At 65.2% G+C, this 26,301-nt stretch carries 21 protein-coding genes and 1 tRNA gene; 7 read left to right on the top strand and 15 right to left on the bottom strand.

What is annotated here, in order from left to right; genetic code table 11:
* Positions 1–13 precede the first annotated feature (13 nt).
* Positions 14–1,321 carry an MCE family protein gene (locus QGN30_RS08355; RefSeq protein WP_163800554.1) on the bottom strand — a complete coding sequence of 436 codons (1,308 nt, stop codon included), beginning with the start codon at positions 1,319–1,321 and terminating at the stop codon, positions 14–16.
* A gap of 315 nt (positions 1,322–1,636) precedes the next feature.
* Entirely contained in the window at positions 1,637–2,929 is a 1,293-nt protein-coding gene (locus QGN30_RS08350; RefSeq protein ID WP_014383127.1) for an MCE family protein, read from the bottom strand.
* A 271-nt stretch (positions 2,930–3,200) separates the two neighbouring features.
* Here QGN30_RS08350 and QGN30_RS08345 point away from each other — a divergent pair, with 271 nt between their 5' ends.
* Positions 3,201–3,737, top strand: a complete 537-nt coding sequence (locus QGN30_RS08345; RefSeq protein ID WP_095562872.1) for a hypothetical protein — start codon at positions 3,201–3,203, stop codon at positions 3,735–3,737.
* 20 nt (positions 3,738–3,757) lie between these two features.
* The gene (locus QGN30_RS08340) at positions 3,758–4,246 is read left to right on the top strand and encodes a glutathione peroxidase (protein WP_008259599.1); all 489 of its coding nucleotides are present in this window, start codon (positions 3,758–3,760) and stop codon (positions 4,244–4,246) included.
* A gap of 11 nt (positions 4,247–4,257) precedes the next feature.
* On the opposite strand, the gene QGN30_RS08335 is transcribed toward QGN30_RS08340, so the two are convergent.
* The 8 genes from QGN30_RS08335 to QGN30_RS08300 all read right to left on the bottom strand — a co-directional run bounded on the left by QGN30_RS08335 (position 4,258) and on the right by QGN30_RS08300 (position 11,056).
* On the bottom strand, positions 4,258–5,037 hold the full coding sequence (locus tag QGN30_RS08335) for an RsiV family protein (RefSeq protein ID WP_009956618.1): 780 nt from the start codon (positions 5,035–5,037) through the stop codon (positions 4,258–4,260).
* A gap of 175 nt (positions 5,038–5,212) precedes the next feature.
* Positions 5,213–5,289: transfer RNA gene (locus QGN30_RS08330), tRNA-Met, on the bottom strand.
* A 101-nt stretch (positions 5,290–5,390) separates the two neighbouring features.
* Positions 5,391–5,819 carry a tautomerase family protein gene (locus tag QGN30_RS08325; RefSeq protein ID WP_014383140.1) on the bottom strand — a complete coding sequence of 143 codons (429 nt, stop codon included), beginning with the start codon at positions 5,817–5,819 and terminating at the stop codon, positions 5,391–5,393.
* Between the two features lie 102 nt (positions 5,820–5,921).
* Complete coding sequence (locus tag QGN30_RS08320) at positions 5,922–6,848, bottom strand: LLM class flavin-dependent oxidoreductase (RefSeq protein WP_248923209.1); 927 nt, start codon at positions 6,846–6,848, stop codon at positions 5,922–5,924.
* Positions 6,849–6,931: 83 nt separating this feature from the next.
* Positions 6,932–8,530: a UbiD family decarboxylase gene (locus QGN30_RS08315; RefSeq protein ID WP_014380896.1), complete on the bottom strand. Its 1,599-nt coding sequence runs from the start codon at positions 8,528–8,530 to the stop codon at positions 6,932–6,934.
* Positions 8,531–8,540: 10 nt separating this feature from the next.
* Positions 8,541–9,197: a UbiX family flavin prenyltransferase gene (locus QGN30_RS08310; RefSeq protein ID WP_014385624.1), complete on the bottom strand. Its 657-nt coding sequence runs from the start codon at positions 9,195–9,197 to the stop codon at positions 8,541–8,543.
* A 36-nt stretch (positions 9,198–9,233) separates the two neighbouring features.
* Positions 9,234–9,737, bottom strand: coding sequence for a Dps family protein (locus QGN30_RS08305; protein WP_014380898.1), 504 nt, complete (start codon positions 9,735–9,737; stop codon positions 9,234–9,236).
* Positions 9,738–10,132: 395 nt separating this feature from the next.
* Positions 10,133–11,056: a helix-turn-helix domain-containing protein gene (locus QGN30_RS08300; RefSeq protein ID WP_248923210.1), complete on the bottom strand. Its 924-nt coding sequence runs from the start codon at positions 11,054–11,056 to the stop codon at positions 10,133–10,135.
* Between the two features lie 814 nt (positions 11,057–11,870).
* On the opposite strand from QGN30_RS08300, the gene QGN30_RS08295 reads away from it, so the two are divergent.
* The 3 genes from QGN30_RS08295 to QGN30_RS08285 all read left to right on the top strand — a co-directional run bounded on the left by QGN30_RS08295 (position 11,871) and on the right by QGN30_RS08285 (position 15,754).
* Entirely contained in the window at positions 11,871–13,277 is a 1,407-nt protein-coding gene (locus QGN30_RS08295; RefSeq protein WP_014380901.1) for an FAD-dependent oxidoreductase, read from the top strand.
* Complete coding sequence (locus QGN30_RS08290) at positions 13,264–13,983, top strand: nitroreductase family protein (protein WP_009956605.1); 720 nt, start codon at positions 13,264–13,266, stop codon at positions 13,981–13,983. The genes QGN30_RS08295 and QGN30_RS08290 overlap by 14 nt, the downstream gene beginning before the upstream one ends.
* Before the next feature lie 217 nt (positions 13,984–14,200).
* A complete protein-coding gene (locus tag QGN30_RS08285; RefSeq protein WP_009956604.1) occupies positions 14,201–15,754 on the top strand; it encodes a GMC family oxidoreductase in 1,554 nt (517 codons plus the stop codon).
* Positions 15,755–15,778: 24 nt separating this feature from the next.
* On the opposite strand, the gene QGN30_RS08280 is transcribed toward QGN30_RS08285, so the two are convergent.
* The gene (locus tag QGN30_RS08280; RefSeq protein WP_080552563.1) at positions 15,779–18,568 is read right to left on the bottom strand and encodes a helix-turn-helix transcriptional regulator; all 2,790 of its coding nucleotides are present in this window, start codon (positions 18,566–18,568) and stop codon (positions 15,779–15,781) included.
* A 275-nt stretch (positions 18,569–18,843) separates the two neighbouring features.
* On the opposite strand from QGN30_RS08280, the gene QGN30_RS08275 reads away from it, so the two are divergent.
* Positions 18,844–19,815 carry a GlxA family transcriptional regulator gene (locus QGN30_RS08275; protein ID WP_009956601.1) on the top strand — a complete coding sequence of 324 codons (972 nt, stop codon included), beginning with the start codon at positions 18,844–18,846 and terminating at the stop codon, positions 19,813–19,815.
* On the opposite strand, the gene QGN30_RS08270 is transcribed toward QGN30_RS08275, so the two are convergent.
* The 3 genes from QGN30_RS08270 to QGN30_RS08260 all read right to left on the bottom strand — a co-directional run bounded on the left by QGN30_RS08270 (position 19,806) and on the right by QGN30_RS08260 (position 22,182).
* Positions 19,806–20,714, bottom strand: a complete 909-nt coding sequence (locus QGN30_RS08270) for an SDR family oxidoreductase (RefSeq protein WP_009956600.1) — start codon at positions 20,712–20,714, stop codon at positions 19,806–19,808. The genes QGN30_RS08275 and QGN30_RS08270 overlap by 10 nt on opposite strands.
* A 99-nt stretch (positions 20,715–20,813) precedes the next feature.
* Positions 20,814–21,512: a nitroreductase family protein gene (locus QGN30_RS08265; protein ID WP_009956599.1), complete on the bottom strand. Its 699-nt coding sequence runs from the start codon at positions 21,510–21,512 to the stop codon at positions 20,814–20,816.
* Between the two features lie 19 nt (positions 21,513–21,531).
* Entirely contained in the window at positions 21,532–22,182 is a 651-nt protein-coding gene (locus QGN30_RS08260; protein ID WP_225341438.1) for an HD domain-containing protein, read from the bottom strand.
* A 101-nt stretch (positions 22,183–22,283) separates the two neighbouring features.
* Here QGN30_RS08260 and QGN30_RS08255 point away from each other — a divergent pair, with 101 nt between their 5' ends.
* Entirely contained in the window at positions 22,284–23,264 is a 981-nt protein-coding gene (locus QGN30_RS08255) for a GlxA family transcriptional regulator (RefSeq protein WP_196233682.1), read from the top strand.
* Between the two features lie 3 nt (positions 23,265–23,267).
* Here QGN30_RS08255 and QGN30_RS08250 read toward each other — a convergent pair whose 3' ends face one another.
* A complete protein-coding gene (locus QGN30_RS08250; RefSeq protein WP_026071234.1) occupies positions 23,268–26,246 on the bottom strand; it encodes a UPF0182 family protein in 2,979 nt (992 codons plus the stop codon).
* Positions 26,247–26,301: the final 55 nt, after the last annotated feature.

Below are 26,301 nucleotides of genomic sequence, written 5' to 3'. Positions count from 1 at the left end.
AGCTTTTCGGCTGCTACGGGTTGATGGTGTTGTCGCCGACCTGGCGGCCCCAGACATACTCGATCGCGTACGGCGATCCGGTGTCCAGGTGGTTGTAGGGCGCGATGCTGTTGCCGGTGTCCATCACCAACTCGGGTGCGGGCCACAGGTCGCGGCTGATCTTCTGCCAGCAACCCGGGGCGCCGCCGGGGCCGCCGCGGGCGTTCACGCGTGGCAGGTTCTCGGGCCAGATGTAGGGGTTGGGCGCCCCGCCGACCACCCCGGCGATGCCGCCCACCAGCGACGCGATGACGGGCACCGCGGACACCGGGTTCGCGATCAGTCCGAGCCCGGAGAGCACCTCGGTGTCCATGTTCAGCGAGTAACCGTTGAAGCCGCCTTCGGCCGCGCCCGTGGGGCCCAGCGCATCGACTTCGCTGCGCATCAGGCAATAGATCTCGGGGCTGTAGGTGTCGAGCAGCTGGGCCGTGGGCACCAGATCGGCGGCCCCGCGCGCCAGATACGGGCCGCCCTTGGTGAACAAGTCGGCCCCGGTGTTGCCGAACCCGGCCGCCGACAACAACGCCTGATCCAAATCCTTTTGCTGCGCGTTGATCGTGCGCGAGGTGACCACCGCGTTGTTCAAGAAGTCGAACAGATCCGGCGAGGCGTCCGCATAGGTGTCCCCCAGCGCCGCCAGCCGCTGAATGTCCTTGCGCGCCTGCGGCATCCGCGGATTCACCTCATCCAAAACCGCGTTCGCATTCACCACCGACTGCCCGAACTTCTCCCCCAACCCGGCCAACGACTGCGCCGCCGCGCTCAACGTCAGATTCAACTTGACCGGATCGACCTTCTGCGCGATCGAGGTGATCGTCTGAAACAGCGTGTTGATCTCGGTGGTCACCGAACGCGCATCCAGCACGGTGTGCGCCGAGATCTTCTGCGGCGACGGGTGCGCCGGCGTCGTCAACGACACATACTTGCCACCGAACACCGTCGTCGCCTTGATATCGGCATTCACATTCGACGGGATCAACGCCAAATACCGCGGATAGACCTCCAGCGTGAACTTCGCCGCCGGCTTGCCATCACGCACCGTCTCCGCGATCTTGCCGACCCGCCCGATCTCCACCCCGTTATAGGTCACCTTCGACCCCGGATCCATCACCAACCCAGCCCGCGACGCCAGCATCGTCAACTCGGTCTTCGGCGTGAAGCCGCCCCGGAACTGGATGTACACCAAGGTGAAGATCACCGCGAGCACCACCACAACGACAAAGGTGTAGACCTTGTAGGGCGGGACCCGGGGGTCGTTGATCTGAACGGGTGAACCTTCCATGGCGCTACACCACGAATCCGAAGGTGGATTTTGCGCTGGGCGGCAAGGCATGCGGTTGGCTATTCAGATAACCCACCGTCGCCACAGCTGGCCCCTCACGTCGGTGCCGCGGCCTGGCGGCGCTGCGGCAAATCACTCCCCCGACTCACTGCCCGTTACCAGGGGCTCTGTACACAGATGCAATAACGAAGACCAGTGCAATGTACCGCGACGCGGTGGCACGAACAACGCAACGCCGAACTATCGCGCCGCGCGCGGCGGGGCCGTCGACCGTGGCGGCACGCGAATGATGGTTCCCGGCAACTCTTTCGCGTGCTACGGGTTGATGGTGTTGTCGCCGACTTGACGGCCCCAGACGTACTCGATCGCGTACGGCGATCCGGTGTCCAGGTGGTTGTAGGGCGCGAGGCTGTTGCCGGTGTCCATCACGAGTTCGGGCGCGGGCCACAGGTCTCGGGTGACCCGCTGCCAGCAACCCGGGGCGCCGCCGGGGCCGCCGCGGGCGTTCACGCGTGGCAGGTTCTCGGGCCAGATGTAGGGGTTGGGCGCCCCGCCGACCACCCCGGCGATGCCGCCCAGGAGCGACGCGATGACCGGGACGGTGGCGACCGGATTGAGCAACAGACCTAGGCCCGAGGTGACCTCGGTGTTCATGTTCAGCGAGTAGCCGTTGAAACCACCTTCGGAGGCGCCGGTGATGGGCACGATGTCGTGGTAGTTGTGCAGGGTGCAATAAAGCTCGGGGCTGTAGGTGTCGAGCAGTTGGGCCGTGGGCACCAGGTCGGCCGCCCCGCGCGCCAGGTACGGGCCGCCCTTGGTGAACAGGTCCGCGCCGGTGTTGCCGAACCCGGCCGCCGACAACAACGCCTGATCCAGATCCTTTTGCTGCGCGTTGATCGTGCGCGAGGTGACCACCGCGTTGTTCAAGAAGTCGAACAGATCCGGCGAGGCGTCCGCATAGGTGTCGCCCAGCGCCGCCAACTGCTGAATGTCCTTGCGCGCCTGCGGCATCCGCGGATTCACCTCATCCAAAACCGCGTTCGCATTCACCACCGACTGCCCGAACTTCTCCCCCAACCCGGCCAACGACTGCGCCGCCGCGCTCAACGTCAGATTCAACTTGACCGGATCGACCTTCTGCGCGATCGAGGTGATCGTCTGAAACAGCGTGTTGATCTCGGTGGTCACCGAACGCGCATCCAGCACGGTGTGCGCCGAGATCTTCTGCGGCGACGGGTGCGCCGGCGTCGTCAACGACACATACTTGCCACCGAACACCGTCGTCGCCTTGATATCGGCATTCACATTCGACGGGATCAACGCCAAATACCGCGGATAGACCTCCAGCGTGAACTTCGCCGCCGGCTTACCATCACGCACCGTCTCCGCGATCTTGCCAACCCGCCCGATCTCCACCCCGTTATAGGTCACCTTCGACCCCGGATCCATCACCAACCCAGCCCGCGACGCCAGCATCGTCAACTCGGTCTTCGGCGTGAAGCCGCCCCGGAACTGGATGTACACCAGGGCCAAGATCACCGCGAGCACGAGCAGCGTGGCGACCGCGATCCACTTATAGGGCGGGGTCCGCTGCGAGTTGATCTGCACAGGTGAACCGGGACTCTGCTGTCTCGATACCACCGTCGCCGCCCCTTACGTTCTCCCCCGGGTCAGAGCCGATACCAGGGGCCCTTGATAGAAAGATCATTAAAATCTACCGCGGCGCCCGCACTTATGCGAACCGCCATTAACAAAATTCGTGTTGGCGCCTGTTCCAGCGCTCAACTTTACGAGACGCGCTGGCGCGTCCCCTCTTCGGTGGCGGCGCACCCGTCCGCGTGCGGGTCTACGCTCGGGTAGCGGTAAGGAGAGGTGCGCAATGCTCGCAGCGTTCGGATTCGAATCCCTGGGTGTGGTCGTCGGCGACATGTATTTCGTCGACCCGTCCCCGCTCGAAGGTCAGGAAACCCCGGAGCGGGGAGTCAGACTGGAACTGCGCCTCGTCGACCGGGCCGAGCCCCAGGGCTCGATCTATGCCGGTGGCCCGATCGCCTTCACCCGCCCCGTGTGGCGGGTGGACCTTTTCGGATCGACGGAAAGCCCACCGGGGACGCTGGACCGGGCCCATCACCACCCGCGTTTCGACGGCTGGGAACCCGGACGCCGGCACTTCGTCCCGGAGCTCTCAGCGGACCCGGTGTCGTGGCTGGCCGAGCAGTTGGCCGACCCGTCCGCCGTGCTGACCCGGGCCGGCGTCGACGCCGACGCGGTCAGCGAGGCCGACAAGAAGGGGCTCGCCGCCGCGGCGCCGGAGATCGTCGCCGCGGTGAAGCGGTTGCTCGACGGCGTGCGGGACGGGGAGCTGGCCCCCGAACCCGCCGAGCCGGTTGCCGCCGCCCGTACCGGTTGGCTCTGATCTGCGTTAGCGTCGTCGGCGTGACCCTCAAAGACATCGCCCTGAACACCCTCGACGGCCGGCCCACCACGCTGGCCGAATTGTCCGACGGCGCAACGCTCGTCGTCAACGTGGCCTCCAAATGCGGGCTCACTCCGCAGTACACGGCGCTCGAGAAGCTGGCCAAGGACTACCGCGACCGCGGCCTGACCGTCGTCGGCGTCCCCTGTAACCAGTTCATGGGACAGGAACCCGGCACGGCCGACGAGATCCAGGAGTTCTGCTCGACCACCTACGGGGTGACGTTCCCGTTGTTGGCGAAGACCGACGTCAACGGCGACGGCCGCCACCCGCTGTACGCCGAGTTGACCAAAGCCGCCGACGCCGACGGCCAGGCGGGAGACATCCAGTGGAACTTCGAGAAGTTCCTCCTCGCACCCGACGGTGCGGTGGTGCAGCGCTTCCGGCCCCGCACCGAGCCCGACGCCCCCGAGGTCATCAGCGCCATCGAGGCCGTGCTGCCGCGGTAGGTCGGCGCTCGCTAGGCGAGCATCGGGTCGATCGCGGAGCGCGGCACCAACACCTGAGTGGCGTCGGGCACCATGCGACCTTGGTCGAAAAAGAAGATCACTCCGTCGTTGGTGACCGCGAAATTCTGGTAGTTGGCGGGGTCGTAGGCGGCGGCCGGCGCGATGGCCACCGGCGGGGGCGTCGGCGTCTGGTTCGCGGGAGGTGTGGTCTGCGGCTGGTTCCCCGGCGGGGTCTGCGCCGGGTTCGCGGGCGGCGCGGCCTGCTTCTGCAGCTCGCTCTGCACGATCGGCGCGACGGTCTGCAGCGGGTCGTCGACGCGCCACAAGGGCGTGTTGTTCTTGTCGTCTGAGGCGGCGGTCCACACGATCGCCTTGCGATAGGTCTGGTCCCAGTTGAACGACTTGAACGTCGTCTTGGGGGCGCCGGTGTTCTCGACGACCTTGAACACCACGGCCTCGGTGCCGCGCGGTGGTATCGCCGACCCGTAATTCGTCGACGAAATGGTCAGTTGGTAGGGCTGGTCGCGGGGTGCGGACGATTTGGCGGCGTTGAGGAAATCGTCGCGCTCCTTGGTGATGAAGTCCGCCACCGACTTCTCGTCGGGGTAGTTGACCGGGAAGCTGATGTCGACGTTGTAGCCGGGGTCGGCCATCTGGATCTTGCATGCCTGGCCGGTGTTGGCACCCTTGAGTTCGGCGCAGTAGTCCTTCGGCGGCGCGGCGGCGGCGACGCCGGCCGAGCCGAATAGAACGAGGGCCGTGGCGGACGCTGCCACCTGGATGCTGCGCATGTGGGATCTCCTCCGACAACTCGCGGTACCGATGCGACGGACGGAGGTAAAGATATGCCATCGCGTGCTTGGCGAACACGTTCCCGACTGATCATTCGCTTTGCGAACGTTCGCGCCAACGCCCCCGCCGGGCGTGAAAACGGCCCCCGGAGCAATCTCCGGGGGCCGTTTTACCTGGTAGCGGGGACAGGATTCGAACCTGCGACCTCTGGGTTATGAGCCCAGCGAGCTACCGAGCTGCTCCACCCCGCGTTGGTGAATGCCAGGTTACCGAACCGGTGTCACGGCGACCAAATCGCGCGCTCAGCGGGGTGAGCGGCCCGGCGTTCGCTGACAGGACTGCGCCGGGCGCGTCAGAGCGCCATCCCCATTTGCGTCAATCTGACCCGGTTCTCGTCGAACCACTCCTGTTCGCGACCAGGCTCAGGCAAAACCAATCCAGCCTCCATTGCATTTGCCGGGTCGACTTCGGTCAACGCGACGAGAAATTCGGCTTCAGACTGGCCGGTGGCACGACTCCACATCCGCGAGAATTCGCGCAGCATCGTTTGGCGGGTCGCGGCATCGCGCCCGTGGCGGATGGCGCCGAACAGGTAGGAGTGGCTCGCCTGTTTGCGGCCAACGAAGCAGTCACCCACCGGGATCTCGTGGAAAAGAACGTTGACGAATAATTCCGGTGCTCCGGTGGCGCTGGTGTGAATGGTGGTGATCTCGTCGGCGATTCGAGCCTTCGCCGACTCGCTCAGCAGTCCTGGCGGACTGTAACACTGGTAGACGGGCATTTCGTGGGAGTCCTTTCGAACGAGTAGGGATTTGGCCGGCGCTATGCCGCCAAGGAAGGCGAGCAGATCAGCGACCCCATCGGGGCGACCGAACCGGCCGTGCTAACCACGCACGGCCGCCATGAATCTTTCGAGTTCGCATGGGATGTCGGGTCCCGAGGGCTCGATCATGACCTCGGTGGCACCGGCCTCCGCCATCGCCGCGACGGCCCTCCCGACCGCGTCGGCCGATCCGCTCAGGGTGACCGACGGAACCGAGGCGTAGCCTCCGGCATGCCAGGCCGCCATGTCGGCCGTGTTCATCTCGACCATGGTCCCCTGGTGAATGTGTAAGTGGCGCAGGCGTTGCGGGATCCGCTCGATCACGTCCAACCACGCTGCGCCACCCGGCATCTCGCGCAACGCGTCGGCACCCTGCGTGGTGTAGACGAAATGATATGCCGCCGCCCAGGGGGCACCCACCGCCGAGCGGACCCGTTCGTCTGCCAGGCTCTCCCCTTCGTCGAGTACGGTGCCCATTGTCGCTACCACTGTGCGCGCAAAATCACGCTGTCCGGGCACGACATTGAACATCGAGATGATCCCGTCGGCGCCGACCCGCTTGGCGACGCCTGCACCCTTGGGACCGGTTGCCGCCAGCAGCAACGGGATTCGCAGGGGCAGCACCTCCGATTGCGATGAGCTGAGCATCAATTTTATGGCCGCACCTTCCCAGTCGACCACCTCGCCGGCCAACAGCGCCTGGTAGGCACGGATATAGGCCTCCATGTACGACCATGCGATCGGGGGCTGGCCGATGGCCGCGCGGCTGGAGAATCCTGTGCCGAACGACGTCAGAATGCGTCCGGGTGCCACTCGGTGCAGTGAGACGGTCTCTGCGGCGTTGACCAACGGATGACGCTGTGTCGGAATCAGTACCGCGGGACCCCAGCTCAATCGTCGTCGTCCGCTCGGCGGCGCGGTGCAAGGCCAGCCAGACGTCATCACCACCGAACGGACTGTCGTAACAGTAGGCGCGCCGATAGCCAAGTTTCTCCGCTGAGGCAATGTGCTGAGCCGACTCGATCGACGGTGGTAACGCGACGCTTACCGCAACATCCGTCATCGCCTCTCTACACCTCCGGCATTCGCTTGCTGAGTTTTTGCAGCGTCAGCATTTCGCGTCCTTCGTCGTCGAGGTACGGGATGCCGATCCCGTACTCTTCCCACCGGCCGGCAATTTTGGATTCCAGCTCGGGCGATAACCGATCGGTCGGCGGGAAGCGGCGCCCGCCCCATTCCGCGCGAGGCTCGATCTCCCAGCTACGGGTGGCGTCGATGAGCACCCGCGTCCACTGGCCGGCCCCGTACTTGTTGGTGTCGTTCTTCTCCGGCGGGGTCGACGGATCGAGCGAGGAGCCCAAACCCGGTCCAAAGAAAGCGATGTCGCCGAGCCCCGCGTTGACCCGATAGGACATGGCCCAATCCAGCGCGACCGGATCGTGGATGTCGATGTCCTCCTCGACGACCATCACGTTTTTGTGGAACCACACCGATCCCCCGGTGCCCCAGAGCGCCGCGGCGATCTGTTGCGCGTGGCCGCGGTACCGCTTCTGGATCTGCACCAGTGTGTTCTGGCCGTTGGTCACCTCGGTCATCCAGAGGTCGGTGATGCCGCCGATGCCAAGATCGTCGAGCACGTTCCAGGTGATCGCCGACCGTGCGAAGTTGGTGATGCTGTCCTCGTTGAACATCCCCGGCCGGATGCCCTCGAGGGTGCCGCGAAGCACCGGGTCGTTGCGGTGGGTGATGCGGGTGACCCGCAGGACCGGCGCCGGTGCCGCGCCGCCGATGAAGCCCGGATACTCGGCGAACGGACCCTCTACGACGAACGTCGAGGGGTCGGGATCGATGAAGCCCTCGACGACGATCTCCGCGGTCGCCGGCACGTGCAACGGCACAGATTCGCAGGGCACCAGGTCAACGGGTCGGCCGAGCAGCGCCCCCATCATGTCCCACTCACAGACGTTCTTGGGAAAGGGGCTGCCGGCGCAGAACGGCAGCACGTCGTGCCACCCATAGACAACCGCAACCGGCATCGGCTCTGGCTTGTATTCCTCCATATGGCCGCCCCAGCCCTGGCTGGGCACCAACAATTTGGCGATCTTGTCGCGGTCGACGATCTGGCCGCGGTAGAGACCAATGTTGTCGCGTCCGGTTACCTTGTCTTCGGTGACGACGCCGCAGAAGGTGTCGATGTAGCGGCCGCCGTCCTCACCGTGCCACTTCGGGACGGGGAGCTCCCACAAATTGATGTCGTCGCCTTCGACGATGTTCTCTTTGACCGGGCCCGAGTCGACAACGCGTGGTGGGATGGGCTTTTTGAACGCCTCTCGCAAGTGACGAACGATGGCCGAATCGCTGGTGCCTTCTGGCAGCCCGAGCATCAGTTGGACCTGGCGCCGGCTGCCCAGTGCCGACGTCAACAGCTTTGTGCACCTGGTGTTCTCATGGCCGACAATGTTTTCGAACAGCAGAGCCGGGCCGCCCAGAGACAGGTTGGCGCGGGTGATCGCACCGATTTCCTGGTCCCAGTCGACAGCGGCTCTGACCCGACGCAACTGGTCCGCCGCTTCCAGTGTTGCCAGCCAGCTACGCAGGTCGGGTCCCGCACCGGCCCCGTCCGGTTGGGTGATACTCGTCGTTTCCGGCAGGCTTGTGCCCGTGGTCATTTCGGTCTCCTCACTCGATCGGGGCGCACAGCGGCTGGCGCAACTCCTGCTCGATCCGGGTGGCCCACCGGTCGGCCTCCGTTAGAGCTGAGTCGCCGTTTGGGTGTTGCTGATCGTCCTTCCAGCGCTTGATCAGACTGTGTTCGATGCCGAGCTGATCAAGGACCCGGCCGACCACATAATCGGTCACTTCGTCGACCGAGGTGGGCCGCGCGTAGTACGCCACCGTCGGTGGGAAGATCACGGCTCCGGCTCGCGCCAGGTAGTGCATGTTCTCCAAGTGGATCTCACTCAACGGGGCCTCGCGCGCGACCAGGACCAGCCTGCGTCGTTCCTTGAGCGTCACGTCGGCGGCGCGCGTGATCAGGTTGTCGCTGAAGCCGATTCGGATGGCGCTCAACGTCTTCATGCTGCACGGGCAGACCACCATGCCGTCGGTGCGGAACGATCCACTGGAGATGCCGGCGGCGAGGTCGCGTGCGCTGTACGCGTGTGAGGCCAACGCCCGAACCGCCTCGACGCTGGTATCGGTCTCGAGCTTGATCGTCGCCCGCGCCCAGTCACTCAACACCAGGTGCGTCTCGACACCCAAGTGCCCGAGGGTTTCCAGTAGGCGGATGCCCAGAGCGGCACCGGTCGCTCCGGTCATGGCAATCACCAATCTCATGACCTCCTCCTTTCACGGATCGCCGCTCGAGAACAGCTACGGCGTAACGTTTTCCGACTTCAGCAGCCACGCCTCTTTCTCGAGGTCATCGATGATGGCGTGCAATAGGTCGGCGGTCGCGGGGTCAGCAGCGTCGACGTCGTCGTGCACGGCGCGGATGGTGCCGACGACGGCGTAGATGCGGGTGGTGATCAGGTCAACGGCTTCGGCGGCGCCGATCAGACCCGGGGGGATAGCCGGAACCGTCGTCGTCGCCACCACCGTGTCCGAGCGGCCGTCCGGGACCGCGTCCAACGCGCGCAGTCGTTCGGCGATTGTGTCGCTGGCCTCGCGGGCGGTGTCCACGATGGCGTCAAGTTGCAGGTGCAGGTCGCGGAAGTTCGTGCCGACGAGGTTCCAGTGCGCCTGTTTGCCTTGCAGGTGCAGTTCGATCAGGTCGACCAGGACCCTCTGCAGGTCTTCGAACAGGCTCGCCGCAGCCCGAAAGGGCCGTACGTCGGCGGCGTTACGCCGGTTGGCGGACAGTGAGATCGTCATCATGCTTCCCTTCAGATGGGGGCCGGGTGGCGGTACCCACGGCAATCCTTCCGTCGTGGATCCAAGTCTGCGGCGAACCGAACGGCCGTCGCATCCGCTGGTGGCTAGTCATGCGGGGTCGTCGATCTTCACGCCATAAGGGGTCCGACGGCCCATGCTCCGGAACCCTTCGGTTCACTATGCGTTGCCGAAAGGTTGTGCCCACTTATCAGACGGGACATCTTTCCCACAATTAGCGCCATGGCCGTACAAACGCCTGGGCGCTCTGCTGCGCCGCCTTGTTCAGCCGAAGCGAGAAAGTCCCGTGCAAATCGCTGCCGTTGTGCACACGCCGCGCGCGGTGATTGCGCTCGACGCACGCACTGTCGCTAGCCTCCGGCATGTCGAAATCCCACGCGTCACGCGAGCAAGTCCCGGCGGTAGGCGGTCGGCGTCGTCGCGAGCCTCCGGCGCATCACCGCCGCCAAATGCTGAGAACTCGCGAACCCGCATTGGTGGGCGATATCGGTGATGCTCAGTGACGGGTTGCCCAGCAGCTCACAGGCGTGCATGAACCGACGATTCATCAGCCACCGGTGCGGCGGCTCTCCGGTGCCCTCCAGGAACAGTCCTGAAAGGCGTGTCGTCGACAAGCCCACCACCGCCGCCAGTTCGTTCAGGCCGACATCATCCGAGAGGTGCGCCTCTAGGTAGTCGATTGCGCGCCGCAGGCGCCAATCCCGATAGCCTGGACCACTTTTCTTCGCTAAGGACGGGGATCCCGACACACTCGAGTGCTGGCGTATAAGTCGAACAACGAGTTGTTGACCGAGAGAGTCAATCATCATCCGGGAACACCCGTCCCGGTGAGTCATTTCGCGAACGATCTGCCGGCATATGCTCTCTGCCAAAGGGTCCCGGGAACACATTGGATCGATCAACGTGACCGACCGAGCCACGTTGGCGGCGCCGCTTTCCACCGCGAGCCTTTCCACCATCGCGTGCGGCACATACACGTGCAGATAACTAAATGGCCGCTCAGCGCTGAATACTCCTCTTGGCTGTTCGCCGGCGACCACAACGTTCATGTGGAAAGCCGGATGTTCGCGGCCCCATTTGCGGCGCCCGTCACCAAAGTACGTGTGGTGGTGATGTCCGCTCAGGGGCATGGCGATAAGGTCCGTGGTGTCGACGGCCGGACCCACCAATTCGTATGCCGATTTGTTTTCGAACCGCCAGATCGCTGCAGTAAGAACACCGCCGGAGCCGGTGATGCGTTGTCCGGGCTTGAAGCCCAGGCACTCAGAAACAACTTCGGGCGTGACGAATGCGGGCCCAGTCATGCTTGGACGCCCTGCCCAGGCGCCGTGTGGACGCCGCGCGCCGACCGGTCGCGGTCATCCGAGATCACACAAACAAGTCTCGACTCGGTGTCGGGCCTTCAGCCACCGATGATGGGACACGTTTCCCACAGATAGCGACATCGTCCGGCTACGCACGACATTCCCGAAATCGGTGCGTCTCTCGTGCACAAGGTACGCGCCGCAGACACGCCAGTGACCCACCTGTCGCGGTAGACACGTCCGGACGTTTCGTTTTACACGCGGAGGACACGATGGATGTCAATCGGTTGGACGCCCAAGCGGCATCCACGGTCACGGCGGAGAAATCGGCCAAGTCTCAAGCGAGACCGAACGCTCGATTTCCGGAGCACCGCCCCCTGCCCCTGCCGTCCGTGACGAGCATTGCAGGGCAAGCATGCTTTCACAGCTTTGTCGCGCTATCGCTGGTGTTCGCAAGCGCCATGTTGTGGGCGGCAACATTCGGCGAGCTTCCCATGTTCGTCAAGCCTCCCACACATTGCGTTCAATACGACTTCGGCCCGGCGGGCTCGGCTGACCGCCTCAGTCGATGAAGATGGGCATGAACACACACCGAAGCACGAGAACGAGATTCGGCTCAGAGCGCTATCGCTTTGTGATCCCGGATTATTCGCGGTCGACCGAATTGGACGACTCGCTTGGCCGGGATGTCGTTTTGCGACAACTTGTCCTGCACGGCCTCGCCACGGTCTTGCTGATGATGGCCGCCTTCGCAATCAGCTGTTAGTCCTCGCGCGTCGTCCGCCGACAAAAACGGATCAGAAGGAGACTCAGTGTGCCTGAATTCGGCGAAACCGCAGTCGTTCTGGGGGGAAGCATCGCCGGCCTGATGGCCGCCCGTGTTCTGGCTGACTACTACACCACGGTGACCGTGGTGGAACGAGACGTTCTGCCCGAACGCCCAGTGGCCCGCCGCGGAGTGCCCCATGGCCCCAGTCCGCACATTCCCCAAGTTCGCGCCACGCAGACCATGGAGGAGCTGTTCCCCGGGCTCCTCGATGAGTTGGTGGCGATGGGAGCGCGAGTGTGGAAGGACGGTGACCTATCGCGAATCTGGATGTCGTTCGCTGGGCACAAATTTCTGCAATCCGGCACCATCCCGGATCCCGAGACGGTGATCAAGTACTACGTCAATAGGCCCCTACTCGAGTGGTGCATCGGACGCAGAGCACGCCACATTCCCAATATCGAGTTCCTCGTTGGCCACGATGCGGTGAGACTGACTTCGACTCCGGCCCGTAACCGGATTACGGGTGTCGTGACCGCACAGCGTGACTCAGGTGCGGAAAGAATCTTGGCCGCCGATCTGGTGGTCGACGCCACAGGACGCGGTTCGCGGACCCCGGTATTCCTCGACGATCTCGGCTACCGTCGCCCCCACGAAGATGAGCTGATGGTGCATGCCGCCTACGCGAGCACGTTGTTGCACGTGCCACCTGGAACGTTGCGCGAATACATGGCTGTCAGTGGCGCATTGCCCGGCCGGCCAACGGGATTCGCAATGTTCGCCGGCGAAAACGACACCTACATGGTTGGAATGCAGATGATGGCGGGAGGCCAGCCGCCCTCCGACCACGACTCGCTGCTGGCCCGCTTGGCAGAAGTCGCGCCCGCGCATGTCGTTGAAGCCGTGCGTCGCGCCGAACCACTCGGACCGCTGCGTCAGCATCGCTTTCCAGCGAATCGGTGGCGCCGATACGACAAGTTGACGGCAATGCCTCAGGGTTTGATCGTCATCGGCGACGCCATGTGCAGCTTCAATCCAGTTTACGGGCAAGGAATGTCGATCGCCGCTGTCGAGGCGCTCATCCTGCGCACGTGCCTTGAGCGCGGCGACCGCGACCTTCAGCGGCGGTATTTCCGAGCGGCCGCCAGGGAGATCCGGACCGCTTGGCAGGCCGCCGTCGGGGCAGACCTAACGCTTCCTCAAATCCAGGGGCCGCGGCCTTTGTCCATGCGAATAACAAACGCGTACCTCCGTCGGGTTATGGCAGCCGCGGAAACCGACCCCGTCGTCGTCCAGCAATTCATGCGGCTGATTGGCATGGTCGACCGTCCGTCGCGCCTGCTGCGCCCCTCGATGGTGTTGCGTGTCATGACGAAGTCGAGGCGGGCGACCAAGGACAAAACGCACGTCAGCGCCCAGCCCTGCAAGGAGGAACAGGTCAATGGACATCTATGAAGCGCTCTACACGACCAGAACGATGCGCCGCATGCGGCCGGACCCGATACCTCTGGGCACGCAGGCCCGCATACTTGATGCGGCGATCCGTGCGCCCAACGGCGGCAACACCCAGCGCTGGCATTTCCTCGCGGTCGACGATCCCGCGCTCAAGCGCTCGCTGGGTGAGTTGTACCGCCGCGGCCGCGAGAAAGAGCACGAAGAATTCAGGACAGGGACAATGGCCGCGCCCGCGCCCGGCCTGGATCCCACCGCGCACGCCGACACGTTGCGTCGCGTCATCCGCTCGGGCGACTACCTGGCCGATCATTTCGACGAGACACCGCTATTGCTCTTTGTTTTCGCGATCGACGACCACGGCGGTGCCAACATCTTTCCCGCCATCTGGAGCGCGCTGCTGGCCGCCCGCGCCGAAGGCGTCGGCGGTGCCATGACAACTTTGCTGCGCTATTTCCCAGATGCGGTGAATGAGCTCTTGGGGGTGCCGATCGAGCAGGGGTGGACGATGTCGGCCATGGTGGCGTTCGGGTATCCACTCGGCAGGTGGGACATTGCCGCCAATCGCCGCCCGGTGCACGAAGTCTCATCTCGTAACCGTTGGGGCGCTTCTTTCGGCACCGACGTGCCGCGACCACTGTGGCCCGGTAGCGACGAACCAATCCTGGGCAATCGGTTGCGGCAGGTGAATCCCGACTGCCGATGTTGAGAGCCAAGGATTCCATTCCACATCGATCAAATCGGGGAGATTGCGTGAGCACTTCAAACAAGGGCATTTTCGCTCGACGCCACGACGACGCGCGTGGACGCCCTGTGAACGGGCATCAGCGGCTGCTCGGCCAAACCGGGTTCCGGATGGTCCGGAAAGCCGACACTCCAACGGATTTCAGCGTCGTCGAAGCCCGCGTCAGATGACTTCGACACCAATGCCGGCACCCGAGGTTGCCGCGCGCTACGACTTCGTGATCTGTGGGTCAGGGTCTTCTGGATCGGTCGTCGCCGGTCGGCTTTCGGAGAATCCGGACGTTACGGTGCTTTTGCTCGAGGCCGGTGAAACCGATGATGTTTCGGCAGTCCACGATCCCACGCAGTGGCCGCTGAACTTGGGTAGCGAGCGTGACTGGTGTTTCGTCTCGCAGCCGAGCGCCCATCTCAAGGGCAGATCGGTGCTGCTGTCGATGGGGAAGGTGCTCGGCGGGGGGTCGAGCATCAACGTGATGGTGTGGGCTCGGGGACATCGAAGCGACTGGGACTACTTCGCAACCCAGGCGGGTGACGAAGCCTGGGGCTATGAATCGGTGCTTGACATCTACCGTCGCATTGAGGATTGGCACGGGCCGGCAGTCTCCGCCCGCGGCACCGGGGGCCCCATGTCCGTGACGTCCCCGCCCGACCCCAATCCGATCGCTCCGGCCATCGTCGAGGCCGCTCGCTCGCTGGGGATCCCGAGCTATCCGAGCAACAACGGCGCCATGATGGACCGCGGCGGCGGCGCAGCGCTCTTGGACGTGACATTGCGAAACGGGCTGCGGCAGTCCGTGTATCGCTCCTACGTTCATCCGCACCTGCACCGCCCGAACATGACAGTCCTCACCGGTGCGACGGTGACTCGGTTGGTCGTCGGCCGAAACCGGGCTACGGCGGTCGAGTTCTCGCACAACGATCGGACGCACCAGGTCGTCGCAGCACACGAGGTAGTTGTTTCGCTTGGGGCGATCAACACGCCAAAAGTCCTCATGCACTCCGGTATCGGCGACGCTGACGAGCTGCGGCGCTTCGGAATTCCCGTCGTGGCGCATCTTCCGGGCGTCGGCAGAAACTATCAGAGCCATCCACGGATCGACTGCGTGTGGGAATTCCGCGAGCCACTCGAGCCACGGAACAACGCCGGGGGCGCCGGGGTGTTCTGGAAGAGCGACCAGAACCTGGAGGCACCCGACCTGCAGATCTGCTTCGGCGAAGTTCCGTTGTCCAGCAGCGCGAACGCTGCCGCTTATGGCCTGCCGGAGCACGGGTGGACGGCGTGCGCCGGGGTGCTGCGCCCGAAAAGCTCTGGCCGAGTCCGGCTTACCGGAGCAAGGCCATGCGACCCGGTGTCGGTCGAAGACAACATGCTGGCACACCACGACGACCTCGCGGCCGCCATCGCCTGCGTGGATCTCGCCCGTGAGATCGGCAACTCGACAGTACTTCGGCGTTTCAACAAGCGCGAGGTCATGCCGGGCGATCTCACACGTGCCGAGCTCGAACAGTTCATCCGCTATGGGGCCGAATGCTATTTCCACCAAAGCTGCACGGCGAAGATGGGACGCGACAGCATGTCTGTGGTCGACTCGAACCTCAAAGTTCATGGCATAGAAGGGCTTCGGATTGCAGACGCCTCAATCATGCCTCGGATCACCACCGGCAACACCATGGCGCCCTGTGTCGTCATCGGTGAGCGCGCCAGCGACATCCTCAAAACGGCGCACGGACTCTGACGCCGGCGCTTGGGCATCGGTTTGTCACCCTGAACCTGGACGATCTGTCGGCAAGACCCGGTCAAGTTGACTGCGCGAGCTGATATCGAGCTTGGTGAACACCTTGCGAAGGTGGTACTGGACGGTTCTGGGGCTGATGAACAACCGGGCGCCGATCTCCGGATTCGACAAGCCGTCCCGAGCCAGCCGCGCGACCTGAGTTTCCTGCGCCGTCAGCTTTTCACCGTCGACACCGGCAGTGCGCTTTCGTGCGGTCTCACCGGTGGCCTGCAGCTCACGTCGGGCCCGTTCAGCGAATGCCTCCATCCCCATCGCGTCGAGCATTTCGTGCGCGATACGCAGCTGCGTCCGCGCCTCCGTGCGCCGGCGCCCTCGCCGCAGCCATTCACCGTAGAGCAGATGCGTGCGGGCGAGCTCGGCACGGACACGACTGTGCCCGTAGTGTGCGATCGACTCTCGGTACAGCAGCTCGGCGGCCTCACCGTCGGCCAGCAGCGCACGGCAGCGCGTCTCCACACCGAGCGCCCATCCGGTGCGGGAAGCGCTGGTCATCTCGGTGATCCACTCCATTGCTTGGGTTGCCTCTTCGCGCATTCCGCTTCGCACGGCGGCCTCGACAAACTCTGCCGCGGCCCAGTTGGCCACCCCCGGGTAACGAAGGCTGGGATACTCCTGTTGCTCGAGCCCGCGGCGGGCGGCCGCCAGTGCTTCCGCGTAGTTGCCGAGGCCGTTATGAAGCAGGGCTTTCGTCCACTCGGCCACGGCGATCGAGATGCCTTCTCCCCGTTGAGGGGCTTCTGCAACGGTCCGCGAGATGAGCGCCTCCGCGTCTGCTTGATGGCCGCGGATCGAGGCCAGGGTCATGGCGGCGTACGGCGCGAGGTTGCTTCCCGTGGCCTCTGTCACCGTGTGCTGCTCTTCGACCAGCACGCTCACAGCCGTCAGATCGCCAACGAACGTCAGCAACATCGCCCGTGTGCTCAGGGCGAGCGGAAGCGCGTTCATCGCGCCCGTCTTGCGTGCCAACGTGAGGTAACGTTGCGAGAGCCTGTCCCAGTGTGCGTCATCCCAAAGGTGCAGTGCCGCTTGGCTAGTCAGCCACATCCAGCGAAGCTCGTCATCAACCGACATACCGGTTCCCATGGCGTCCAGCGCCGCACGCAGGTATGGCACCGCGGCCGAATACCCCTCGATGAAATTCGCCGCCAGCCCGTTGAGCACGAGATCGGGAGCGCGTGGCAGCTCCGCCGATCGGGGGGCCGCGGTCGCAGCCCGCGCTACCTCGAGTACGTGGCCCCCCGGACTGGCGAGACGGCCTGCGAACTCAGCGGCGGAAATCGCGTCCAGGTACGTCTCCCGGGCCAGTCTGGCGTCAATCGGCTCGAGCCGCCGCGCCGCCCGAAGCAGCAGGAGCGGAGCATCGCCGCCCCGGTTCGTGGCGTATGCCAACTGGGCACGAATGAGGTCCGCCCGAGCATGCTGCAGTTCGCTGAGCGGTCCGCGCTCGGCCATGGCAAGCAGATCCAGCGTCGAGTCGAACGCGCCGGCGTCGGCTTTCAATGCCGCGGCAACCAGAGCGCGCTCGACGCGAAGGGCCGGATCGAGGGTCAACATCGTCGCCCGCTCGTGAAAGGCGGCCGCGGCCGCCATGCCGCCACGGGCCCGCGCCCGCCCTGCCGAACGCTCCAACTCGGCGGCGACGTCCTCGTCCGGACCTGGCGCAGCATGTGCGCGATGCCATGCGCGCCGGTCAGGATCGGAGTCCGGGTCGGTCACCTCGGCCAGCGCGGCGTGTACCTGCTGTCTGATGTGCAACGGGGCCGCCCGGTAGGCGGCTGAGCGTGCCAGCGGATGGCGGAAACGCACCCGCGCACCGAATTCCGCCAAGCCCGCCTCGATCGCCGGGGTGGCGGCCTGCGCACCGATCTCCAAACGTGCGGCGGCGCGCCACAGCAGCCCCGGGTCGCCGAGCGGCTCCGCCGCCGCCAACACCAACAATCGACGGCTCTGATCGGGCAAGGCCTCCACCCCGCGGCGGAAACTTTGCTCCATCGCCGCTGACAGCCGCGGCGCCCCTGGTAACCCGAACCCGCCGGCCAGTTCTCGCCCCGCGAGACTACGGGGCAATTCGAGCAGCGCCAGTGGATTGCCGCGAGTCTCGGCGATGATCTGGTCGCGCACCCGCGCATCCAGCGGCGTGGCCAAAACCGTCTCCAATAAAGCTCGCGCGTCCGTTTCCGTGAGCCCGTTGACCTCCAGCGTCGGGAGCTTTTTCAGCTCGGGGTTCACAACCCGAGTCGTGAGGACCAAACCCACAGATTCAGCGGCCAACCGCCGGGCGACAAATACGAGCGTCTGCGACGAGGCCTGGTCGAGCCACTGCAGATCGTCGACCAAACAAACGAGCGGCTCGACCTCAGCCATGCTGGAGAACATGTTCAACACCGCCAACCCGACGAGAAGGCGGTCCGGTGCGGGACCTATCGTTTGACCCAATGCCGTGCTCAAAGCGTCGCGTTGCGGCACCGGCACATAATCGAGACGATCGAGCATCGCCGCGCACAACTGGTGCACCGCGGCGTAGGCCAGCTCCATCTCCGACTCGACCCCGCTGGCACGGATGACGCGACAGCCGGCGGCCCGTTCACCGACGTAGTCCAGCAAGGCCGTCTTACCGACACCCGGCTCTCCATGAAGTACCAGAACACGACTCTCACCGGCGCGCACGCGGGTGAGAAGCTGTTCCAGCGCAACACATTCCGCGTGCCGGCCTATCAGGCCACCACCATTCCGTGGCGGCGACACCGGGTCCACGGTGTCGAGAATAGTCGCGTGGTCAGCCACCCGCTGGCCAAAGGATGCTGTTCGGGCGCCAGGCGTCGTTCACGATGATGTCACGCGCTGACAAGAGCTTGAGCCCCCAGGTTCCGCCCCCGGTGAATTTCTTTGTCGCAGTGTGAGTCCAGCGTCGCGCACGCCGCCACTTATCCGGCAGCGTTTCTCAGGTGATCGCCGTTCATGTCGCCGATCCACACGTTGTGACACCCTCCGGCTTGTACTCGTCGTCGCCGGCGCGACACGATGGGCGTATGGCGGAGGCCAACGCAACAACTCGTGTGGTGGTGATCGTCGTCTTCGACGGCGTGAAACTGTTGGACGTTGCGGGTCCCGCCGAGGTGTTCGCCGAAGCCAATCGGTTCGGCGCACGCTATTCGCTCGAAATCGCATCGGTAGACGGACGCGATGTGACCACGTCGATCGGCACCCGATTCGCTGTGACGTGTCCCCTCTCGGCCCTCGAATCCGTCGACACCGTCATGGTCGCGGGCGGTGACACACTGATCGGGCGGCCGATCGATCCCGCTCTCATCGAAGCACTCAAGACCGTCCCGGGCCGGACCCGGCGCTTGGCATCCGTTTGCACGGGTTCCTTCATCCTGGCGCAGGCGGGCCTGCTCAACGGCAAGCGGGCGACCACGCACTGGCGGCATACCGGGCGGTTGGCCCGCATCTTCCCCGAGGTGAGCGTCGAACCGGATGCGATCTTTGTCCGCGACGGAGATGTATTCACCTCGGCGGGAGTGTCGTCGGGCATTGATCTCGCGTTGACGTTGGTGGAGGCGGATTATGGAGCCGAGTTGGTCCGTAAGGTCGCCCGGTCGTTGGTGGTATATCTCAAACGCGCTGGCGGACAATCGCAATTCTCCGTCATGGTGGAGGCCGACCCTCCGCCGGATTCTCCACTCAGGGCGGTTACCGATGCCGTCAACGCGGATCCAGGTGCCGACCACAGCGTGAAAAAGCTTGCGGCTCAGGCATCTTTGAGTACGCGCCAATTGTCCAGACTGTTTCAGTCCGAGTTGGGTTTGACGCCGGCACGTTATGTCGAGTTGGTTCGCGTCGATTTCGCTCGTGCCGCACTCGAAGCCGGCCGGACCGTTGCCGAGACCGCACGGGTAGCGGGCTTTGGGAGCACAGAAACACTCAGACGGGTTTTTCTCAGCCGCCTGGGCATCACCCCCAGCGCCTATCGGGATCGCTTCCGCACGTCCTACGACTGAAACAACCGGGCCGGCTGCAACAGGTCGTGCATCCCGATGCGGTGGAGCATCTCGGCCCTGAGCCTGTCGAGCACGGCGAAGCCGACCTCCGCGCCATCATCGGCGGGGTCGATATGGACCCGAAAAGGACGCTGCCCAAAGGGTTCTTGCACCACGTTGACGACGGCTTCGGCCACTGTGGATGCATCGGCATCCGGAGGCACGATCGCTGCAAAGGCCTCACGAATGCGGGCGGCGAACCCCGCGTACGGTCCGCCCTCATACTCATCGACCACCGCCTCGTCAGCGGGTGAGCCGGCACGTGCGAAGTGGTTGGTGCCGCTGGTGAACGCGCCGGGAACGATGATGGTCGTCTCGATGCCCCACCGCGCGAGCTCCCGGGCGTAAGCCACGGCCAACGCATCCATCGCGGCCTTCGCCGCAAAGTAGGGGGCGAGATAGGGTGGCGTGCCGCCGGCCGCACTGCTGCTCGATACCCACACCAGGAGGCCTTGCCGTTGCCGTCGCATGTGCGGCAGGATCACGCGGTTGACGCGCTGCGTGCTCAGCACGTTCACGTCATACAGCTCTGCCAACTGTTGCGGTTGAAACGCCTCGGCCGGGCCGAACACCATCTGCCCCGCGTTGTGAACCACCACGTCGATCCGCCCGTTGGCCTGGAAGATCCTTTCAATCGCGGCATCCACCGAAGTCTGCGACTGCACGTCCATTTCCACAGCCCGCAGCTCGACGCCATTGTCCTTCGCGAAGTAGCCGATCGCCTCAACCTGAGACGCGTTGCGGCCGTCCGTGTCCCGCATCGACGCATAAACCCTGTGGCCGGCTAACGCCAGCGCTTCCGCGCTGAGGCGGCCGAACCCGCTTGATGCACCGGTGACCACGATGACGTCGCGACCCATGTGGAAAGCTTGACTCGCCCATCGGGTGATCGCATCCGCCGATGGCTAGTTCTCGTCCCTCTGGACTTCCCGGACGCCGCGTTGGCCCGCACGGCCGATTCATCCTGCCGCGGACAGGCTCGCCGTGTCCTGCGGCGGCCAAAGCGGTTGCGGCACTTCGACACCGAACGGCGTGTTCCAGCCGTTTCGGGATGAAACCTCGTGCACGGGATGCCGATTGGCCGCGACACCCCATTTGCCCCGCGGGTAGCCGAGGGCCAGCATGGCCGACATCGTCCAGCCCTCCTCGACGGGGACGCCCAGTAACTCGTTGACCCTGTCCTCGAAGTTGCGGAGCACCATGGTCATGACGCCGCCGACGCCCTCGGCGCGGGCGGCCAGCAGCACGCTCCAGATCGCCGGGAAGATGTTGGCTCCACCGAGGTCGTCGATCGCGAAGACGAAGAGCAGCAAGGGAATCTCTTCGAAATGGTCGGCCAGGTAGTCCCCCGACCCCTTGATTCGGCGCATCGTCTCGGCGTGGGCGGCCGCGTCGGCACCGGGCGCGGGCGCCACCATCGGTCCCGTCCCCGCCCCGAACTTCTCGTATTCGAGGGCGCGGGCCCGCCGGAACAGTTGGGCGAACTCACCGATGAGCGCCGGATCGTCGACGGCGACAAAGTGCCAGCGTTGGGTGTTGGCCCCGTTGGGGGCGCGAATGGCCGCGTCGAGGATGCGGGCCTGCGTGTCCAGCGGAACCGGATCCGGCCGCAGCCGCCGCATCATCCTGGTGGTGTACAGCGCCTCGTGGATGTCCATCTGTCTACTCCCTTCCGGGCTATTCCGGCCAGCTGTTGTGCAGGATCTTGTCGACGAAGTCGACGCGCTCGAAGGTGGGATCGAAGTGCGCCAGGACGTCGGCGTTCATGGTGCCGGCCGTGGTGTGCGGGCGGTGCTTCATGCCGTCGTTGAACGCCGCCAGGATGCGGTTCTTGAAATCGGGGCGCGGGTGGGCGGCGGTCACCGCGGCGAGCGCCTCGGGAGCCAGCTGCTCGCGCCCGACGCCGACCACGTCGACTTCCACACCGGCCTGCAGCAGCGCGACTTCGGGCGCCAGGAACTCGGGCACGCCGGGCGTCGTGTGCAGGGCGATGCCGAGCCACACTGTGTCGGCGTCGGCCTTGTCGGCGCCGGCGTCCATCAGGAAGTCCCGCGCCGCGTTGGCGCCGTCGACCTCGAAGCGGACGGTCGAGTTGCGGTAGTGGTCGGTCAGACCGACGTCGTGAAACATCGCGGCGGCGTAGAGCAGTTCCAGGTTGGGGTGGATCCCGCGGCGCAGGCCCTGCAGGGCGCCGAAGAAGAACACCCGCCGGGAATGGTTGAACAGCAACTCGTCTTCGGTGTCGCGAATGAAGTCGGTGACCTCGCGCGCCAGCGCGGTGTCGGGCACGTGGATGCCGGCGATGGCGTCGATCGAGCTGGTGGTCATGGTCTTGTCTCCTTCTGCGGTGACGGTTGTGCCCAGTGTGCGACGGTCCGGTCGATCCGACGCCGCTCGTTTGAGCCGTCAACTCCTCAAAAAGCGACACAATGGCTGACGTGGCGCACGAGGGAAAGCATTCGCGGGTGGTGGTCATCGTCGTCTTCGACGGGGTGACGCTGCTCGACGTCGCGGGGGCGGGTGAGGTCTTCGTCGAGGCCAACCGCTTCGGCGCCGACTACCGGCTCAAGATCGCGTCGGTGGACGGCGGCGACGTGACGAGCTCGATCGGGACCCGGTTGGGGGTCACCGATCGCCTGTCGGCCATCGACTCCGCCGATATCGTCCTGGTGGCCGGCAGCGACCACCTGCCCGGGCGACCGATCGATCCGGCGCTGGTCGAGGCCGTCAGGTCGGTCGCCGCGCGGACCGGGCGGATGGCGTCCATCTGCACGGGATCGTTCATCCTCGCGCAGGCCGGCCTGCTCGACGGCCGGCGCGCCACCACGCACTGGCACGACGCCCGGTTGTTGGCCCGCGCCTTCCGGGACGTCACCGTCGAGCCCGACGCGATCTTCGTGCGCGACGGCGACGTGTTCACCTCGGCGGGGATTTCCTCGGGTATCGACCTGGCGCTGGCACTGGTCGAAATGGATCACGGGACCGAACTGGTGCGCGACGTCGCCCGGTGGCTGGTCGTCTATCTGAAACGGGCCGGCGGCCAATCACAGTTCTCGGTGCTGGTCGAGGCCGATCCCCCGCCGCAGTCGCCGCTGCGCGCGGTCACCGAGGCGGTCGCGGCGGACCCCGGCGCCGACTACAGCGTGAAAAAGCTTGCGGCCCTGGCATCGTTGAGCACCCGCCAGCTGACCCGGCTCTTTCAATCCGAGCTGGGGATGACACCGGCGCGCTACGTCGAACTGGTTCGCGTCGACTTCGCCCGTAACGCGCTCGAGGCCGGCCGATCGGTCACCGAGACCGCGGGCATGGCCGGCTTCGGCAGCATCGAGACGCTGCGACGCGCGTTCGTCAATCACCTGGGCATCAGCCCGAAGGCCTATCGGGACAGGTTCCGAACCGCCTACGCCTGAACGCTATTTGGTGTTGTTGTACTTGGTGATCGCGTCGTCCAATCGCTGCAGCGCCGCGCCGTAACCGGCGAAATCGCCCTTCTTCTGCGCGTCCTTGGCCGCGCCGATCGCCGCCTGGATCTCTTGCAGCACAGCCGCTTTGGCCGGTGACAGCGCCACCGACCCGTCCGGCGCCGGCGGGACGGCCGCGGGCGGCGGCGATCCCGGCGTCGCGGCGGGCGCCGGCGCGCTGGGCGGCGGATTCGCCGGGGTCCCCGCCTCGGTGGGCTGAATGCCCGTCGCCGCCGCCCCCGCGCCGGGGCCGAACAGCCCGGTGAGCGCGTCGCGCACGGTCGGGCCGTACCCGATCTTGTCGTTGTACATCATCGCCACCCGGATCAGCCGCGGGTAGGACGACGCGGCGTCGCTGGCCCCCGGGGAGGCGTACACGGGTTCGACGTAGAGCAGCCCGCCCTGCCCCACGGGCAACGTGAGCAGGTTGCCCCACCGGATCCGGTTCTGGTTGTCGCGCCCGATCACCCCGAGGTCCTGGGACACCGCCGGGTCGGTGGTGATCGCGTTGTTGGCCAGCTTGGGCCCGTTGACCTGGCCCGGGATGGTCAGCACGGTGATCCGCCCGTACGTCGCCGGGTCGGAGCTGGCGCTGATGTAGGCGGCGAGATAGTCGCGCTTGAACCTGTTCATCGCGCTGGTCAACTGATACGACGACGAATTGTCGTTCTTCGCAATGTTTTTCGCGACGATGTAATACGGCGGCTGATAGCTGCTGGCGGTCGGGTTCGGGTCCAGCGGCACGTCCCAGAAGTCCGACGTGGAGAAGAACGTCACCGGGTCGTTGACGTGATACTTCGCCAGCAGCATCCGCTGCACCTTGAACAGGTCCTCGGGATAGCGCAGGTGCTCGGCCAGCTCGGGGGTGATGTCGCTCTTGGGCTTGACGGTTCCGGGGAACACCCGCATCCACGCCTTGAGCACCGGATCCTGCTCGTCTTGCTGATACAGGCTGACGGTGCCGTCGTAGGCGTCGACGGTCGCCTTCACCGAATTGCGGATGTAGGAGACCCGCTTGTCGGGTGCGAGCCTGTTGAACGCCACCTCGTTGGAGTCCGCGGTCGCCGACTCCAGCGACGTGAGTTCGGAATACGGGTAGTTGTCCAGTGTGGTGTAGCCGTCGATGATCCACACCAGTCGCTTGTTGACGATCGCCGGGTAGACGGCGCTGTCGGTGGTCAGCCACGGCGCCACCGCCTCCACCCGACGCGCCGGGTCACGGTTGAACAGGATCTTGCTGTTCGAGCCGATCACGTTGGAGAACAAGAAGTTCCGCTCGGCGAACTTGGCGGCGAACACGCTGCGCGACAGCCAGTCGCCGAGGGGTACGCCGCCGAGTCCGGTGTAGGTGTAGTTCTTGGTTTCGTTGCTGGTCTCGTAGTCGTATTCGCGGTCGGCGCCGTTGCGCCCGACGATCGCGTAGTCCGCGGCCGTGTTGGAGATGACCGGCCCGTAGTAGACGCGCGGCTGGTCGAGCGGCGCGGGACCGTCGGACACCACGTTGCCGTTGGCGCCGACGACGTTGACCAGGAATTCGGGGTAGCCGCCGTTTTGGTTGGGGTCGTTGGCGATTCCGCGCACCGTGTTGGCCGGTGACGCGATGAACCCGTTGCCGTGGGTGTAGACCGAGTGCCGGTTGATCCAGTCGCGCTGGTTGTCGATGAGGCGGTCGGGGTTGAGTTCGCGGGCCGCCACGACGTAGTCCCGCAGCGACCCGTTGCGGTCCAGGTAGCGGTCGATGGAGAGCTGGTCGGGGAAGTAGTAGAAGTTCTTGCCCTGCTGGAACTGGGTGAACGCCGGGCTGACGATCGTCGGGTCGAGCAGCCGGATGTTGGAGGTGGTGGCGCGGTCGTCGGCGACCTGCTGGGCGGTGGCCTGCGCGTCGCCGGTGTAGTTGCGGTAGGTGACCACGTCGGCGGTCAGGCCGTAGGCTTGCCGTGTCGCGGCGATGCTGCGGCTGATGTATTCGCTTTCCTTTTGCGCGGCATTGGGTTTGACGCTGATCTGCTCGACGATCAAGGGCCAGCCAGCACCCACGATCAACGACGACAGCAGCAACAGGACCAGGCCGATCGCGGGAATCCTCAAGTCCCGCAGGACGACCGCGGAGAACACCGCGCCCGCGCAGATGAGCGCGATCGCCATGAGGATCAGCTTCGCCGGCAGCACGGCGTTGATGTCGGTGTAGCCGGCGCCGGTGAAGGGCTTGCCGCCGCGGGTGTGCGACAGCAGCTCGTAGCGGTCCAGCCAGTAGGCGACCGCCTTGAGCAACACCAACAGACCGACCAGGGTGACCAGCTGGATCCGCGCCGACCGGCTCAGCGCGCCGGTGCGTCCGGAAAGCCGAATGCCGCCAAAGATGTAGTGGGCCAACAGGTTGGCCACGAACGCCAGGAACACCGCCACGAACAGGTAGCTGAGCAGCAGCCGGTAGAACGGCAACTCGAACGCGTAGAAGCCGAGGTCCTTGCCGAACTGCGGGTCTTTGATGCCGAAGTCGCCGCCGTGCAGGAACAACTGGATCCGCACCCAATAGCTTTGGGCGATGATGCCGGCCAGCAGGCCGATCGCCACCGGGACGCCGGCGCTTACCAGCCGCAGCCGGGAAAGGACCAGGGCGCGGTAGCGCGCCACGGGATCGTTGTCGTTGCTCGGTACGAACACCGGCCGGGTGCGGTAGGCCACCGCGAGCCCGGCGAACACGATGCCGCCCACCAGCAGGCCCGCGATCAGAAAGACCACGAATCGGGTGACGAGCACGGTGGAAAACACCGAGCGGTAGCCGAGCTCGCCGAACCACAGCCAGTCGACGTAGGCGTCGATCAGCCGCGGGCCCGCGAGCAGCAGAGCGATCACACCCAGTGCGATCAGGATCAGAATCCGGCTACGCCGAGTCAGCTTCGGCATTCTTGCGGTGGGCCGCATCCCCACTGGCTACGCTCCCTGATCGATTGCTAGACGGTGACAACTCTACGCACTGCACAAC

The organism is Mycobacterium sp. 3-98 (assembly GCF_035918355.1).
Taxonomy (GTDB): Bacteria; Actinomycetota; Actinomycetes; order Mycobacteriales; family Mycobacteriaceae; genus Mycobacterium; species Mycobacterium intracellulare.
Note: the sequence above shows the minus strand (reverse complement) of the source record. Positions and strands in the feature narration are given on the sequence as shown.

Bases quoted from the DNA above. Each gene is read 5' to 3' on its own strand.
- QGN30_RS08355 (WP_163800554.1), bottom strand. From the start codon at position 1,321: ATGGAAGGTTCACCCGTTCAGATCAACGACCCCCGGGTCCCGCCCTAC.
- QGN30_RS08345 (WP_095562872.1), top strand. From the start codon at position 3,201: ATGCTCGCAGCGTTCGGATTCGAATCCCTGGGTGTGGTCGTCGGCGAC.
- QGN30_RS08335 (WP_009956618.1), bottom strand. From the start codon at position 5,037: ATGCGCAGCATCCAGGTGGCAGCGTCCGCCACGGCCCTCGTTCTATTC.
- QGN30_RS08325 (WP_014383140.1), bottom strand. From the start codon at position 5,819: ATGCCCGTCTACCAGTGTTACAGTCCGCCAGGACTGCTGAGCGAGTCG.
- QGN30_RS08315 (WP_014380896.1), bottom strand. From the start codon at position 8,530: ATGACCACGGGCACAAGCCTGCCGGAAACGACGAGTATCACCCAACCG.
- QGN30_RS08310 (WP_014385624.1), bottom strand. From the start codon at position 9,197: ATGAGATTGGTGATTGCCATGACCGGAGCGACCGGTGCCGCTCTGGGC.
- QGN30_RS08305 (WP_014380898.1), bottom strand. From the start codon at position 9,737: ATGATGACGATCTCACTGTCCGCCAACCGGCGTAACGCCGCCGACGTA.
- QGN30_RS08300 (WP_248923210.1), bottom strand. From the start codon at position 11,056: ATGACTGGGCCCGCATTCGTCACGCCCGAAGTTGTTTCTGAGTGCCTG.
- QGN30_RS08290 (WP_009956605.1), top strand. From the start codon at position 13,264: ATGGACATCTATGAAGCGCTCTACACGACCAGAACGATGCGCCGCATG.
- QGN30_RS08285 (WP_009956604.1), top strand. From the start codon at position 14,201: ATGCCGGCACCCGAGGTTGCCGCGCGCTACGACTTCGTGATCTGTGGG.
- QGN30_RS08275 (WP_009956601.1), top strand. From the start codon at position 18,844: ATGGCGGAGGCCAACGCAACAACTCGTGTGGTGGTGATCGTCGTCTTC.
- QGN30_RS08270 (WP_009956600.1), bottom strand. From the start codon at position 20,714: ATGGGTCGCGACGTCATCGTGGTCACCGGTGCATCAAGCGGGTTCGGC.
- QGN30_RS08265 (WP_009956599.1), bottom strand. From the start codon at position 21,512: ATGGACATCCACGAGGCGCTGTACACCACCAGGATGATGCGGCGGCTG.
- QGN30_RS08260 (WP_225341438.1), bottom strand. From the start codon at position 22,182: ATGACCACCAGCTCGATCGACGCCATCGCCGGCATCCACGTGCCCGAC.
- QGN30_RS08255 (WP_196233682.1), top strand. From the start codon at position 22,284: ATGGCTGACGTGGCGCACGAGGGAAAGCATTCGCGGGTGGTGGTCATC.